The 14657-nt window shown below is 68.6% G+C and carries 13 protein-coding genes; 8 read left to right on the top strand and 5 right to left on the bottom strand.

Annotation, left to right across the window (positions count from 1 at the left end):
• Positions 1–280: 280 nt before the first annotated feature.
• On the top strand, positions 281–625 hold the full coding sequence (locus tag O3X23_RS42735; protein ID WP_269280374.1) for a cupin domain-containing protein: 345 nt from the start codon (positions 281–283) through the stop codon (positions 623–625).
• Positions 626–739: 114 nt separating this feature from the next.
• On the opposite strand, the gene O3X23_RS42730 is transcribed toward O3X23_RS42735, so the two are convergent.
• Both O3X23_RS42730 and yczR read right to left on the bottom strand, forming a co-directional pair.
• On the bottom strand, positions 740–1840 hold the full coding sequence (locus O3X23_RS42730) for a hypothetical protein (protein ID WP_269280371.1): 1101 nt from the start codon (positions 1838–1840) through the stop codon (positions 740–742).
• A gap of 117 nt (positions 1841–1957) precedes the next feature.
• On the bottom strand, positions 1958–3490 hold the full coding sequence (yczR, locus tag O3X23_RS42725) for a MocR-like transcription factor YczR (protein ID WP_269280367.1): 1533 nt from the start codon (positions 3488–3490) through the stop codon (positions 1958–1960).
• Between the two features lie 120 nt (positions 3491–3610).
• Between yczR and O3X23_RS42720 the strand changes: the two genes are divergently transcribed.
• The 6 genes from O3X23_RS42720 (at position 3611) to O3X23_RS42695 (ending at position 9359) form a co-directional block, all read left to right on the top strand.
• Positions 3611–3760 (top strand): hypothetical protein, encoded by a 150-nt coding sequence (locus O3X23_RS42720; protein ID WP_269280364.1) that lies wholly within the window; start codon positions 3611–3613, stop codon positions 3758–3760.
• Positions 3761–3981: 221 nt separating this feature from the next.
• Positions 3982–4680 (top strand): DUF899 family protein, encoded by a 699-nt coding sequence (locus tag O3X23_RS42715; RefSeq protein ID WP_443048150.1) that lies wholly within the window; start codon positions 3982–3984, stop codon positions 4678–4680.
• 185 nt (positions 4681–4865) lie between these two features.
• A complete protein-coding gene (locus tag O3X23_RS42710) occupies positions 4866–5246 on the top strand; it encodes a VOC family protein (protein WP_269280360.1) in 381 nt (126 codons plus the stop codon).
• 465 nt (positions 5247–5711) lie between these two features.
• The gene (locus O3X23_RS42705) at positions 5712–7541 is read left to right on the top strand and encodes an alpha-L-fucosidase (RefSeq protein ID WP_269280357.1); all 1830 of its coding nucleotides are present in this window, start codon (positions 5712–5714) and stop codon (positions 7539–7541) included.
• A gap of 115 nt (positions 7542–7656) precedes the next feature.
• Positions 7657–8607 (top strand): hypothetical protein, encoded by a 951-nt coding sequence (locus O3X23_RS42700; RefSeq protein ID WP_269280353.1) that lies wholly within the window; start codon positions 7657–7659, stop codon positions 8605–8607.
• On the top strand, positions 8604–9359 hold the full coding sequence (locus tag O3X23_RS42695) for a hypothetical protein (RefSeq protein WP_269280351.1): 756 nt from the start codon (positions 8604–8606) through the stop codon (positions 9357–9359). The genes O3X23_RS42700 and O3X23_RS42695 overlap by 4 nt, the downstream gene beginning before the upstream one ends.
• A 124-nt stretch (positions 9360–9483) precedes the next feature.
• Here the strand turns inward: O3X23_RS42695 and O3X23_RS42690 are convergent, their stop codons facing one another.
• Positions 9484–10134, bottom strand: a complete 651-nt coding sequence (locus tag O3X23_RS42690; protein WP_269280348.1) for an HAD family hydrolase — start codon at positions 10132–10134, stop codon at positions 9484–9486.
• Positions 10135–11142: 1008 nt separating this feature from the next.
• Here O3X23_RS42690 and O3X23_RS42685 point away from each other — a divergent pair.
• Complete coding sequence (locus tag O3X23_RS42685) at positions 11143–12579, top strand: RICIN domain-containing protein (protein WP_269280345.1); 1437 nt, start codon at positions 11143–11145, stop codon at positions 12577–12579.
• Positions 12580–12753: 174 nt separating this feature from the next.
• On the opposite strand, the gene bla is transcribed toward O3X23_RS42685, so the two are convergent.
• Together bla and O3X23_RS42675 are read right to left on the bottom strand one after the other, a co-directional pair.
• Positions 12754–13701 (bottom strand): class A beta-lactamase, encoded by a 948-nt coding sequence (gene bla / locus O3X23_RS42680; RefSeq protein WP_269280342.1) that lies wholly within the window; start codon positions 13699–13701, stop codon positions 12754–12756.
• Between the two features lie 54 nt (positions 13702–13755).
• Positions 13756–14657 (bottom strand): penicillin-binding transpeptidase domain-containing protein (locus tag O3X23_RS42675; RefSeq protein ID WP_269280339.1); only part of this gene is annotated, 902 nt, incomplete at its 5' end.

Below are 14657 nucleotides of genomic sequence, written 5' to 3'. Positions count from 1 at the left end.
CCGCGCCGACGGTGCGCTCGCCTGGGCCGCCCCCACGCACCTGCCCGTCGACCTCGGCCTGTTGCAGGCCGCATTGCACACCTGGCTCGGCCCCTCGTCCTGAGCAGGACGGCAATCCGCCGCGGAGGGTCTCTGATGCACCTCCGTCCGGAACCCGCGACCCTCCCTGCGCCACCCACACAGCCGCCCAGCACTTTGTGGAACCGGCATGCCCGCCCGGGCAGTCTGATCCCATGGGGTCGAGTCCCCCATGGGGCGAGGCAACTCCTGAGAGGTGCTCATGAGCCATGATCCGTTAGAGACCAACCCCGAGCTCTACAGGGTGATCTTCGAGAACGAACGCGTCCGCGTCCTCGAATACCGCGACCGGCCGGGCGACAGGACCACGCCCCACGACCACCCCGACAGCGTCATGTACACCCTGACCTCCTTCACCAGGCGGCTGATCTCCGGCGACCAGCAACGCGATCTTGAACTCGACGCCGGTCAGACACGCTGGCTTGGAGCACAGGAGCACGCCGGCGAGAACATCGGCGACACCGAGACCCACGTGATCTTCGTGGAACTCAAGGAACCCGCCCCGGTGGCTTCGGCCAAAGGTCCCCTGGGGCCCAGCGCGCCGTGACCAGAGTTGGACCGTGCCCTGCGGCCAGGGTCGCCGATTGCGGGTACCTCCGCGCCCTGCGGCCGGGCGGTGCGCCGTGGCGACGTGGCAGTTGGGCCGACCCGTCGTCCGCGTCTACTGACGAGGCTCGGCGGGCAGCGTCACGTAGCGGAATCCGGCGAAGTGGCGGGCCACCGGTTCGACCTCCGCCTCGTCCCGCAGGCGGCGCAACTCCACCAGGGCGTAGGTCTCGTGACCATCGACCAGGTCGGTCCGAGGGAGGCTGAACCGCTCTCCCGGAACCGGCCAGACAATCAGCCAGTGGGGCCCGGCGGCCGCTCCCGGGCGGGGTCCCACGGTGATGGCCGCGATCTGGTCCCACGCGAAAACCAGTTCGGCGTCGGCGAAGTCGCGCATGGCGACGCCGCTGGGGCCGATGCTCAGCTGCAGCGGCCGCGTCCAGCGCTGGAAGAGCTTGTAGCACGCGGTCCAGGCCGCCACGGCACTCAACGGCCACAGCGCACCGGTCGCCGCCGGCCCGACCGTGTGTCCGGTAGCAAAGAACCGGACCGTCACCAAAGTGGCCGTTACGGCCCACGCCAGCACCGACAGCAGCCAGCCGGCGGTGTTCCGGGTCGAGGAGAAGGTCCGGCCCGGGCCCGGAGCCAGGCAGGGGACCGGGGCGTAGGGAGGCATTGCGGGCGGCGGGGTGTCGGCCAACGCCTCCCGCACTTCCGCATCCGACGCCACCGGCGCCCACTGCGGACGCGGCGCGTCCTCGAATTTCCGGCCCGCGTACTTCCTCAGCGTGTCGACCAGCGCCGGTATGCCCTGGTCGACATGCGCGCAACCGACCACGTGAAACGCCACGCGCCCACGGACGTCACTGACCTGCCGGCCGGGCAGCAGGGCGCCCGCGGCGGGATAGAGGAAGAGATCAGGGGCCGGCTGCGCCGCGCTCCGCTCGTCGACGTCGTCCGACGTGTACGCCCGAGGGCTGTACCACAGCGCGATCCCGTCGATCTGCGACCAGCTCAAGTGCCCTTCGAGCAGCGTCACGCCGTCTGCATCGACGCGCAGCCGGAACGCTGCCCGTGACCGCTTCAGTGACCTGATTCCGGCGATGACGAACACGGCAGCCGCCGCCATGATGAAGCAGGCCGAATTCCGGGCCTCGCCGTGCGTAGCCAGCGCGCCCACCACCGCGGCGGCCTCCGCGCACAGGCCCCACACCACGTAGCGCCTGCCTTCTTTGCGCAGCCGCCCGGACGTCGTGAACTCCACTTCGCCGCCCCTCCCCCGGGACCTCACCCGCGCCCGGCACCCCAGGCGCCTGAGCGTACCGCCGGCAGGTCAGGCCATCCAGTGGGGACGGCTCACCGCCGACGCCAGTGGCCGGCCCGCCGCGTCGTTCAGCGCCAGGGCGACGCGCTGCACCGCCTCGTCCAGCGTGCCGCTGGGCAGCGTGAACGGCAGCCGCAGCCGGTGCTCGAACGTCCCCGGCTCCGCACCGAAGCGCGAGCCGCCCTCGATCCGCACGCCGTACCCGGCGGCCCGTTCCGCCAGCGCCGTCGCGACCGGCTCGCCGAGGTCCACCCACAGCGACAGGCCGCCCGGCGGCAGCCGCCAGCTCCACTCGGGGATGTCACGGACCAGGGCGGCGACGAGCGCGGCACGCCGTTCCCGCGCCTCGGCGACCCGGGCGGCGACGAGTTCGTCCATGCGGCGCAGCAGCGGCAGCGCGACGAGCTGGTCGATCACCGAGCCCGCCATGTCCATCGACACCCGGACTCCGGCCAGTTCCGTCACCAGACGCGGGGTGGCGCGCAGCCACCCGATCCGCAGCCCGCCCCAGTGGCTCTTGCTCATCGAGCCGATGGTGATGACGTGATCGGCACGACCGCGTTCCGCGTGGGAGGCGAACGGCGCGGGCGCGGGCACGTCGATCGCGAGGTCGGTGATGGTCTCATCGGCGACGAGCCACGTCGAGGACCGCTGGGTGGCGCGGATCAGCTCGGCCTGCTGTGCGGGGGGCATGAGGTTGCCGGTCGGGTTGTGGAAGTGCGGAATCATGTAGGCCAGGCGCGGCACCGCCTGGCGCAGGGTCGCCTCGATGATCTCCATGTCCCAGCCGTCGTCCGAGACGGCGACGGGCACGGTACGCAGCCGGGCACGGCGGATGGCGTCGAGGGCGTTGGTGTAGGTGGGGTTCTCCACCAGCGCCCGGTCGCCGGGACCGCAGAGCATGGCGACGGCCAGCCCCAGCGCCTGGAGGGCGCCGGAGGTGATGAGGATCTGGTCCGGCCGCGTCCTCAGCCCGCGCCGGGTGTACCGATCGGCCACGGCGGCGCGCAGTTCCGGCAGGCCGTAGGGGTGGTAGCCGGGCGTGTGCGCGTGCTGCGCGATGAGCGGCGCGATCTCGGCGAGCGCGTCGGCCAGTACGTCCCCGGCCAGTCCGCCGACGGCGTTGGAGAAGTCGATCGCGCTCTCCGGCCGCGAGAGCCGGTCGAGGCCGGTATGGCGGTGGCCTTCCGGCAGCACCGTCCAGGTCCCGGAGCCCCGTCGGCTCTGGGCGTAGCCGCTCTCGCGCAGCAGGTCGTAGGCGGCGGTCACGGTGGCGCGGCTCAGCCCGAGCGTCGTCGCGAGCTCACGTTCCGCGGGCAGTTTGACGCGCAGCGCGATGCGTCCGTCCAGGACGAGGGCGCGGATCGCCTGCGCCAGGACCCGGTACGCGGGCCGGCCTACGGCCGCGGGACCCGTCAGACCCGGGAGCAGCGCGGCCAACTGCCTGCTGCTCAGCGGTATGCCGGAGGGCTCGTTCGTGGGCGAGCCCGGTACTGCCGCCGGCGGTCTGCCCGTACTGTGGACGGTCCCCATGCCTGCCATGCCAATCTCTCCCGAATGGCTCTGCCGCGCAGACCAATTCCCCCAAAGAATCAGGCAAGTGGCCCGCCATTGACAAGAGCGACGCGGGCACGGACCACGATCACGAGGGGGAATGTCCGGATGTCGAGAATCATCACCGACAGCTACGAGCGGGAACTGCAGTACCGGCACGAGCAGCGCAACACCACGGCTCCGGGCCGGTCGTTCCGCCAGTGGATCGGCCGGGTCGGCGCCCTGGCGAGAGCCAGGAGACAGCCGCGCGGCACGTAGCCGGCGGGGCCGGGCCGGCGGGCGGGCGGCACCAAACCTGCTGGTCGGCACAGTGTCCGGGGGACACGGGGCTCCGCGGGCACGACACAGGGCCCGGCGATGGGCAACCGACATCGCCGGGCCCTGTGTCGTGCCCGGGCGCGCCGGGGGGGGTGACCGATGAGTTTGGGCCGGACGGGGAGTCGTACTCCCAGAAAGGCACCCGACCGGTCGGAGACACCATGTCCATCAGTAGCAACGCCTTGCCCCCCGTTGTCGACACCTCCACATGGGAGAAGGAGCTGGCCGCTCTCCGTGTGCGGGAGAAGGCCGCCACCCGCGAGCTCGACGCCATCGCGGCCCAGCGCCGCCGGCTGCCGATGGTGAAGATGCCCGACTACGTACTGGAAGGTGAGCAGGGCCCCGTCCGGCTCGCTGACATCTTCGGCGACCACCCGCAGCTGATCGTCTACAGCCACATGTGGCGCGAGGGCGCCGAATGGCAGTGCGGGGGCTGCACCGGCTTCACCACCCAGTTCACCCGGCTCGCGGGCCTGGAGAAGTTCGACGCCCGCTTCGTGATCGTCACCCAAGGCCCGGTCGACGAGGCGCTCGCCTACCGGCGCAAGGTGGGCAACACCATGACGTGGTACTCGACAGCGAACAGCACCTTCGGCGGCGATGTCGGTGCCCCGCCCAACGGCGGATTCGCGGTCAACGTGTTCCTTCGCGACGGCGACACGGTCTACCGCACCTGGCACACCGACGGCCGCGGCACCGAGCAGCTGAGCCACCTGTTCGGCCTGGTCGACCTCCTGCCCTACGGCCGCCAGGAGGAGTGGCAGGACTCCCCCGAAGGCTGGCCCCAATCACCGACATACAGCCGCTGGGCGACACCGCAGGAGATCGCGGCGGCGTACGGTGAGGGCGCCGCCCGCTGACGCAGGGGCGTCCGGGACGAACCGGCGCGCATCACCGTCCGCGGCGCGTCCTCGCCGTACCGGTAGCGGCGGCCCGTGCGGCCGCCGCGCGCAGCGGGCCGGGCGAGGAGCACACAACGGCTGGGTGGATGCTGCGGCAACTGTGTCCAGCCGTCCGACAAGTGGAAGTGGAAGAGGCCTCACCCATGAACTTCAAACTGGAACTCGTGCCGATCCCGGTCAGCGACGTCGAACGTGCCAAGACGTTCTATGCCGATGGGCTGGGGTTCCATGTCGATCACGACATGACCGTAGGAGAGGGCACGCGCATCATCCAGCTGACGCCTACCGGCTCGGCCTGCTCGATCCTCATCGGCACCGGTGTCCTCACCACCGAGCCCGGCTGCGTCCAGGCCCTGCACCTCGTCGTCGAGGACATCCATGCCGCCCGCGACGAGCTCGTCAAGCGCGGTGTCAAGGTCAAGGAGGTCGAAGTGATGGGCCAACCCGGATATCCGTCGGTCTACTACGCGGCGTTCTCCGACCCCGACGGCAACGGTTGGACCCTCCAGCAGATCGGCACTTGATCCCAGCGGTCGGCGGTCAGTCTGCGGCCGGGCGCCGGGCACAGCCGGCCGGCGCCCGCGCCCGGCTCGTGGTCACGCGCCGGGCGGGGTGAGCGAGGATCACGATTCCGGGTCGATCACACCCGACGTCGCGTTCCCCGGTTTGGTGAGTGCGCCGACGGGGTCGGGGAGCAGCGGACGCATGAGGGTTCGCTCGTCGCGAGGAGCGGCCGCCTGCCCGTGCCCGGAACTGCCGGGGGCAACATGGCAGTCCGCCATCAAAGATTGGATGACTTTCCCTCCAGGGGCGTGGCGCCGCGCCATGAATTGCCATGTAGCGGCGCTAATACGGCAACTTCCCTTGACGAGCGCAGTCATGCAGCGTTAGACATCGGATGAAAGTTCTTGAGGTTCCCTCGTCCTGCCATCGTCACGCCACCGTTCTGTCTGCGAATGAGCCACGTCCCCGCCTCACCGGAGATGCCCATGAGCCGCTCAGCACGCGCACTTCACCTGCTCCTCGCCTTCGTGGTCGCCCTGGTCACCGCCATCGGCCTGACCGGCGGCCCGGCGACCGCCGCCACCTCCGCCTCCGTACCGGCCGCCGCCGGCCCGGGCACCAACTACGCCTACGACGACCCCTTCACCAGCGCCCGCACCCAGTGGTGGCGCGACGACCGATTCGGCATGTTCATCCACTACGGCGCCTACTCCCAGCTACAGGGGACGTACACCCGCCCGGACGGCACGGTGTGCCGGAACGCCGAATGGATCGAGCGCGACTGCGCCATACCCAAGGCGCAGTACGAGGACATCGCCGCCGGGTTCAACCCGGCGTCCTTCGACGCGAACGCCATCGTGAAACTGGCCAAGGACGCCGGCCAGCGGTACATCGTGCAGACCGCCAAGCATCACGAGGGCTACGCGATGTGGCCCACGAAGGTCAACACCTGGAATCTGCGCGACCATTCGTCGTTCAGCACGAGCCGCGACATCCTGGCCGAGATGAAGACCGCCGCCGACGCCCAGGGAATCAAGTTCGGCCTGTACTACTCGATCTGGGACTGGCACAACCCCAACTTCACAGCCGACTTCCCCCAGTACAAGAAGGACATGTACGCCCAGCTCAAGGAGCTCGTCGACAACTACCACCCGGCGGTGCTGTGGTTCGACGGCGAATGGGCGACCGACAACCCCGTGAACCCGTGGTCGAGCGCCGACGGCGAAGCGCTGCAAAGCTATCTGCACGCCCTGGACCCCAACCTGGTGATCAACAACCGGGTCGACAAGCGGCGGGTCGCCGACGGCGACTACGGCACCCCGGAGCAGGAGATCCCCTCCGCGCCCGTCGGCGGGCAGCTCTGGGAATCCTGCATGACCCTCAACGACCATTGGGGCTTCGCGAGTTACGACACCAACTGGAAGTCCGCGAGCACGCTGACCCGCAACGTCGTCGACATCGCCTCGCGCGGAGGGAACTACCTCCTCAACATCGGACCCGACAAGACCGGCGCGGTCCCTGCGGGAGCGGTCGACAGGCTGCGCTCGATGGGCTCCTGGCTCGCCGCCAACGGACAGGGCGCCGCGGTGTACGGAGCCGGTGCTGCCAGGAACGTGACCAGGCCCGCGTGGGGCGCCGTCGCCTCGGCACCGGGCAACAAGCTCGAGGCGTCGGTCTACACCTGGCCGGGTGCCGGCAAGGCGCTGCACCTGACCGCCACCGCTCCGCTGGCCATCACGGGCGCTCGGGTACTGGGCAGCAGCCAGCGGGTCACCGTGAAGGCCTCGGGCGACGGCTACGACATCACCCCGGCCGGAGCGGCCGTGAACGCGACGGCGACCGTCATCGAGCTGACCTTGGCGCCGCCGCAGCCCGCGAACGGCACGGGCACCGGGCTGACCGCGCAGTACTGGGACAACACCTCGTTCACCGGAGCCCCGAAGGTGACCCGCATCGACAGGACACTCAACTTCGCCTGGCGCTACCTCGGCTCACCGGACCCGGGCATCCCGACCGACAACTTCGCGGCACGGTGGACCGGTTCGATCCAACCCCGCTACAGCCAGACTTACACCCTCCTCACCGTGTCCGACGACACCGTGCAGGTCTGGATCGACGGCAAGCAGATCATCAGCAACACCACACCACACGATGCCGCCGTCAACACCGGCACCGTGACCCTGCAGGCCGGAAAGAAGCACTCCATCCGCGTCGACTTCACCGAACGCACCGGCGAGGCGGCCATGAAGCTGCTGTGGTATTCGCCCGACGAAGCCCAGCGCATCGTCCCAGCCGGCCAGCTCTACCCGTCCTGACCGCTTGGAGCAGGATGCGGCGGCCGGCACTGCCGGTCGCGGCCGCCGCACCTGGCCTCCCGCGGCCGACATAGCGGTGCACGGGCCGCGCGACCGGGCTGCGAGGGCATTTGCCATGAACGCCCCCTTCCGGGCAGTCCTGCGGTGTACGGTCGTCGCCGACGATGGCGGGCCAGGGGCTGGGGTGGGCGTGGACGGCGAATTTCGCTATCGGGTCGAACGGATTGCCCTGGGCGTGATGGCGGCGTCGGGCATCGTGGTGCTGGTCGCGGACGTCTTGGGGTGGCTCGACACGCTGGCTCCCGGAGGCGCACTGCCCAAAGTCACCTTACTCATCCTGAGCACGGTGACCGTGTTCCTCCTCCTGGAGATCGACCGGCTGCGCAAGCTCGACGATGTCCAGGAGCAGCTCACCAAGCTGGATGACAATGTCCAGGCGCACCTTTCCAAGCTGGACATCAACGCGGTCGCGAGACAGCTCAAACAGGAACACTACGCAGGCGTGGTCAAGGTGCACGCGCGCTTCCCCGAGGAGGAGTTCGCCCGGTTCGTGGAGGGCTCCTGCCAGGGCGTGACCATCCTGCAGACCTGGATCCCGAACCTGCACCATTTCAAGCGGGCGTTGGAGAAGGCCATCGTCGACCAGCAGGTCCCGGTGCGCGTCCTGCTGCTGCATCCGTCGTCGCCCGTGGCAGGGCTGCGCGACGAGGCGTTGCGGACCGTCCGGGATCCCGCCCTCTCCGTGGACGTGCGGGCGAGCGTGGAAGGCTGCCTCGCTGGACTCGCGGAGCTCAGCCTGGGCGTTCGGGAGGATGACCGGACGCGGCTGCAGGTTCGGGTGTACAACTCCTTGCCCTCCATCGCCGTTTACAAGGCCGACGAGCACTTCCTCGTCAGTTCGTTCCTGCACGGTCAACTCGCCATCGACTCCACGCAGATCGAGATCGACGGTAGTGACACCGTGATGGGCCAGGAGGTCCAGCGGGAACTGAACACGTTATGGAGCATCGGCAGCGACGTGAACCTCTGTGACTGGCGCGCGTCGATCCGAAGCATCACCCCATGAAGCTGAAAGGCACGGCCATGCGAGACCTGGACGAGTTCGAGGACGCTCTCATCGGGCGGTTCAAGGAGCATCCGGTACTGACGAACATCGCCCTGTTGTCGGATGACGACTTCGCCGAGGTTCTGCTCCAGCGCCGCTTCGTGTCCCTCGCGTTCACTCCGTCCTACGACCTGGCGATCGACCTCCTGCGTGACGAGGCGGGGCTGCGGATCGCCCGGATCATCCTGCGGGAGGAGTACCCCGACGGGCACGGGCACAGGCCCTCGCACCGCGAGGACACGACCGCCGATCTGCATCGGCTCGGAGTCCCCAGGGCGGCCCTGGTGGCGTCGAGGCCGACGGCCACGACGCTGCGGGCCATCGCCGACACCTTCGAGCTGATCGCCGACGCCGGTGGCCATGACAACGCAGATCTAAGGCTGCTGACGATCCTGCGGTTCTGGGGCGAGGTGCTGGTATCCGTCGAGTACGGACAGTTGTGGCAGCGGATGGAGCCCCTGCTGAACCGCGATGGTGAGAACCACTCACGCTTCTACTACCCGCACCACGTCCACGACGCGAAGACCCGATCGCTCGCGACCGTGCCCCTGCTCTCCGGCACCCACTCCGATCGCCTGGCCGCACGAGTGACCGAGCTCCTTGCCTTCGAGCAGTCGACCAACTGCTTCATGGAGCTGGAGGAGCAGGCTCTGCAACTCAAGGTCGACTTCTACGACCAGTTCCTGCCCGCGCTCGATCGCGTCGGAGTCTGACCCGGCAGCGCCGGCGACCGCTGCCCTCGCCGGCGCCGGCCGCCCACCTGACCACCGCCGCCCGCAGCCGACGCCTCTTGTGGCGGGGCCCCTGACGACTGGACGGCGACCGGCTGATGGGCGGTCAGGCGGTGGCGAGGAGCATCGGCAGCTTGCGCATGTCGTCGAATACCACGGTGTCCGGACCCTCGAGCCACTCGGCAGGCGTCAGGCCGCCGGCATAGCCGAGCGACCGCATGCCGGCCGCGCGGGCCGCTTGGACCCCGTACTTGCTGTCTTCGACGACAATGCAGGCTGAGGGTTCGACACCCATCCGCTGAGCCGCGTGGAGGAAGAGATCGGGGGCGGGCTTGCCGTGCGCGACCTCGCTGGCACTGAAGATGCGGCCCTCGAAGTGCTGGTAGATCCCGGTGTGACCGAGGGTGTGGCGCATCTTGTCGTGACTGCCGCTTGACGCCACGCAGGTCGGGAGCACGATGGCGTCGAGCGCTTCGTGAATGCCGTCGACCGGAACGAGTTCGGCATCGACGGCCTCACGGTGGAGCTGCTCGAACCTCTCCTGCCAGACAGCGGACCGGTTTGCGCCCAGGCGGTCGGTGATCTGCTCGCCGATGGACGAGCTCGACCGGCCGATGAACTTCTCCATCACCTCAGCCTCCGTCAGCGGCCACCCCAGCTCGGCACCCACGGCGACCTGGACGCGCACGGCGATGCGTTCGCTGTCGACGAGCACGCCGTCGCAGTCGAATATGACAAGTTCAATGGGAGTGATCATCTGGACAGGATAGGCAGCGGCACAGGACAGGTGAGCTGCAGGATCCGATGGTTGCGCTGCGGGCGGTGGGTCGTCGGCTCATGCGGTCGACCGCCGCCGCGATTTCTCCGCCAGCGACCACCCACCACCCCATCGACGGATCCTGTTCGCCCAGTGGTGATCCGAACCCGCCCGCATGGCTCGTCGTCGGCCGTCCCATGTGATCGCTCACTTCCCAGCAATCAAACCGTCCTTTAGGGCGCATACCGTGGCCCATGCGAGGACCTCTTCGAACAACATCAAACAATAACTTTCGCAACTTCTCTTGACGATCCCGAGTGCCCGTTCCAAACTCGCTCATCAGTCGCCCAGTGACGCAAGGCAAACGTCAGCCAAGCCGCTCGACTTCTGACCACCGCCAGGCCAACCGGCCCGGCACCTGCTCCTCCTGCCTCGCCCGCCAAGTGAAAGCGCTCGCAACAGGGGGCTGGGTCCCTGCGATCCGCAGGCAATCAGCTCAGACGCACGGAAGCACAGACCGCCCGCACGCGAGGCTCGCTGCGCGCGGCGGTACGGCCTCCCCGCCCATCCTCGCCGAGTTCCCCACGGGAGACAGGCCCCAACGGCACGTAGACCGACATCGGGAACCGCAACGGCGGGACCACGGTGGACCTGCACACCTGCCACGGAAGTTCTCACCGAAAAGGGGGCCGAAGCCGACGTGTATCCCCGAGCCGGCTGCTGTCACACGCACCATGGTTACGTAACCATTTCTCGCACAGCGTTTCTGCGTTCTCCCCTCGCATCCCCCATCCCGGCACGCGGAGATTCCGACAAACCCACGCGATCCTGCGAGCCGGCGCACCGCGCAGCCCGAAGCGTCTGGCTGCTCGCAGCGTCCATCCATGACCGCCGACTCGTGCGCGGCAAGTCCTGACGGAAACCACACGCGATCTCTCAGCCCAACGCGGCCGAAGCACCCGAGTCCCGTCCGTCGCCACATCCCTCGAAGAAAGGAACACACCAACGATGAAAAGAACGCCCCGGATCGCGACCTCACTCACCGTCGCAACAGTCCGAGCGCGAAGGAGACCAGGCCTGAAACGGATCATCGCCATCCTCGCGGTGATTCTCGGCGTCCTCGCGACAACCCAGCCGGCCGAAGCCGCGCCGGTGTCCCAGTACCCCGGTATCACGTGGAACGACACCTCCGGGAAGGCCATCCAGGCGCACGGCGGGGGCCTCATCAAGGTGGGCAGTACGTACTACTGGCTGGGCGAGGACAAGACCAACGGGTCGCCCTTCCAGAACGTCACCTGTTACTCCTCGACCGACCTGAAGAACTGGACCTTCGTCCGCAACGTCCTGACGCGGCAGCCCAGTGGCGACCTCGGACCCAACCGGATCGTGGAGCGGCCGCACGTCATCTACAACAGTTCGACGGCGCAGTACGTGATGTACATGCACATCGACAGCAGCAACTACTCGGAACGGAAGGCTGGCGTCGCCACGAGCAGCAGCGTATGTGGCAACTACACTTACCACGGCAGTTCCAGGCCGCTCGGGCACGACAGCCTGGACGACAATCTGTTCCTCGACGGCAACACCGCCTACTTCATGAGCGAGGACCGAAGCAACGGCAAGCTGCAGATCTACCGGCTCTCGCCGGACTTCCTCACCGTGGCCGCCCTGGTCAAGACCTTGGACCAGTACGAGTCACCAGCCATCGCCAAGGTCGGGGGCCTCTACTACCTCTTCGGCTCGCACCTGACCGGATGGTCGACCAACGACAACCAGTACGCGACCGCGACCTCGATCACGGGCAACTGGTCGTCCTGGCGCAGCTTCGCACCGCCCGGCACGAACACGTGCAACTCTCAGACGACGTCGATCCAGCCGATCGCCGGCTCCAGCACGACCAGCTACGTCTTCATGGGTGACCGCTGGAACTCCGGCAACCTCACTGACTCGCGATACATCTGGGAGCCGCTCACCGTCAACGACTCCAACGCGTCCATCACGTGCAACGGCACGTGGACCGTCGATACGCAGACGGGAGTTGTCGGCGGCCGGAGCGCCGATACCGTCGCGTTGCGCGGGAGGGCCTCCGGCCGGTGCCTGGACGTACCGAACGAAAGCACCGCCAACGACACCCAGATCGCGATCTGGGACTGCAACACCGGCGCCAACCAGCTCTGGACCGTCAACTCCTCCAAGGAATTGGTCGTGTACGGCAGCAAGTGTCTCGACGCCGCGGGCGCCAGGACCATGCCCGGTTCCGCCGTCATCATCTACGACTGCCACGGCGGTACCAATCAGCAGTGGAACCTCAACAGCGACGGCACCATCATCAACGCCGCATCCGGCCTGTGCCTGGACGTCACAGGGGCAGCCACCGGCAACGGCGCACCGATCGGCCTCTGGACCTGCAACGGCGGCGGCAACCAACGATGGGACCGGCAGTAGGCGGGGTTGCGCACCGAAGACGGTGGACTGGATGCCGCAGACCGCTGAAGCCCCACTGCATGGCGCAGGCTCCACGGCGATGTACGACGACTACCGCATGGGGACAGTCTCCGACTGTCCCCATGCGGTACACCGAAGCGAACCCGCCCGGGAACGCCCGATGCGGCGGTTCCTTTACGCGAGGGTGCCGAGGGCGATCTCGGCGGCGCCAGCGATGAGCGCGTCGTCACGCTCGGCGTCCTTGGTGTCGCGGCGGGAAAGGACGGCCAGGACGAGGGGGGCAGCGCCGGGCGGCCAGATGACGGCGATGTCGTTGCGGGTGCCGTAACCGCCCGTTCCGGTTTTGTCGCCGACCTGCCAGCCGGCAGGGGTACCGGCGCGGATGGTGTGGTCGCCGGTCGTGTTGCGCTGGAGCCAGTCGGTCAGTACGGCCCGCTTGTCCGCCGGGAGTACGGCGCCGAGGACATACGCACGCAGGTCGCCGGCGAGGGCACGGGGCGTGCTGGTGTCGCGGAGGTCACCGGGGACCGCGTCACTGAGCGCGGCCTCGTAGCGGTCGCACCGCGTGACGTTGTCGCCGAGAGCGCGCAGGGCGTCCTGGAGTCCGCGGGGGCCGCCGAGTTCACGGAACAGGAGGTTGGCCGCGGCGTTGTCGCTGTAACGGATCGCGGCGTCGCACAACTCACGCACGGTCAGTCCGGTGGTCACATGCCGCTCGGTGATCGGCGAGTTGCTGATGACATCGTCACGGCTGTAGTGCACGAGTCGGTCGAGCTGCCGAAGCGAGTTGTTGTTCAGCACGGCGCCGGCGAGCAGGGCCTTACAGGTGGAGGCGTAGGCGAATCGTTCGTCGGGCCGGTGGGTCACGGTCCGGCCGCTGCCGGTGTCCAGTGCGTACACCCCCAGCCGGGCCCCGAACTTCTGCTCCAGTTCACCGAACGCGCGCTCCGTGCGGGGATCGGCTGGCAGCGTCGAGGAGGGCTTCGCAGCGGAAGGGCTCCCTTCGGTGGTCGTCGGGGTGGCGGTGTCCGCGGTGGCGGAGCATCCGGACAGGGGCAGGGCCGTGATCCCGGCCAGCGTGGCGAGGACGGCACGTCGGGAGAGGGGGGCCGGGGTGTGCATGGTGGGCGGGTGTTCCTTTCCGCAGTGGTCTTTCGGACCCGGTCGGTTCCTGCTTCAGCGGGTCAACGCGGTCAGGAACCGCGCGGCGACCGGGCCCGCATCGGCTCCGCCGGAACCGCCGTCCTCCAGGAGCACCGCCCATGCGAGCGGGGAGTCGCCCTGGTACCCGATCATCCAGGCGTGGGTGCGTGGCGGGTTCTCGCTGCCGAATTCAGCGGTTCCCGTCTTCGCGTGCGGCTGACCGGGCAGGTTTTTCAGCGCGTGGGCGGAGCCGGAGGTCACGGTGGTACGCATCATGTCGCGGAGCCGGCCCACGACCTCGGTGTCCAGCGCCAGCGGGGCCCGGTACTTCTTCTTCACCGCGTCCGGCACCAGGACCGGCTGGGTGAAGGTTCCGCTCTTGACGCTGGCCGCGACGGAGGCCATCACCAGCGGTGACACCTGGACGCGTGCCTGGCCGATGGTGGCGGCGGCTTTGTCGTTGTCGCTCGTGGTGACGGGAACGCTGCCGTCATAGGTGGTCGTGCCGACGTCCCAGGCGCCGCCCATGCCGAAGGCCTGGGCCGCGTCGCGCAGGTCGGTGTCGGACAGCCGGTCGCGCGCGTTGACGAAGTAGGTGTTGCAGGACTGGGCGAAGACGTCCGCGAAGGTCGAACCGGTGGGAAGGGAGAACTGCTTCTGGTTCTCGAAGCGCTGTCCGTCGACCTGCGCGAACTTCGGGCAGGCCGCGGGGTCCGCGGGTTTCGTGCCGCCCTTCAGAAGGGCCGCCGCCGTGATGACCTTGAAGACGGAGCCGGGCGGGTAGCGCCCTTCGAGGGCGCGATTGAATCCGCCGGGTCGGTTGGCAGCGGCGAGGATGTGGCCGCTGCGCGGGTCTATCGCGACGATGGCCGCATTGACCTCGGCCCCGGTCAGGGCATCGGCTGCCGCCTTCTGGATGCGAGGGTCGATGGTGG

It is taken from the genome of Streptomyces sp. H39-S7 (genome assembly GCF_027158205.1).
GTDB lineage: Bacteria > Actinomycetota > Actinomycetes > Streptomycetales > Streptomycetaceae > Actinacidiphila.
Note: the sequence above shows the minus strand (reverse complement) of the source record. Positions and strands in the feature narration are given on the sequence as shown.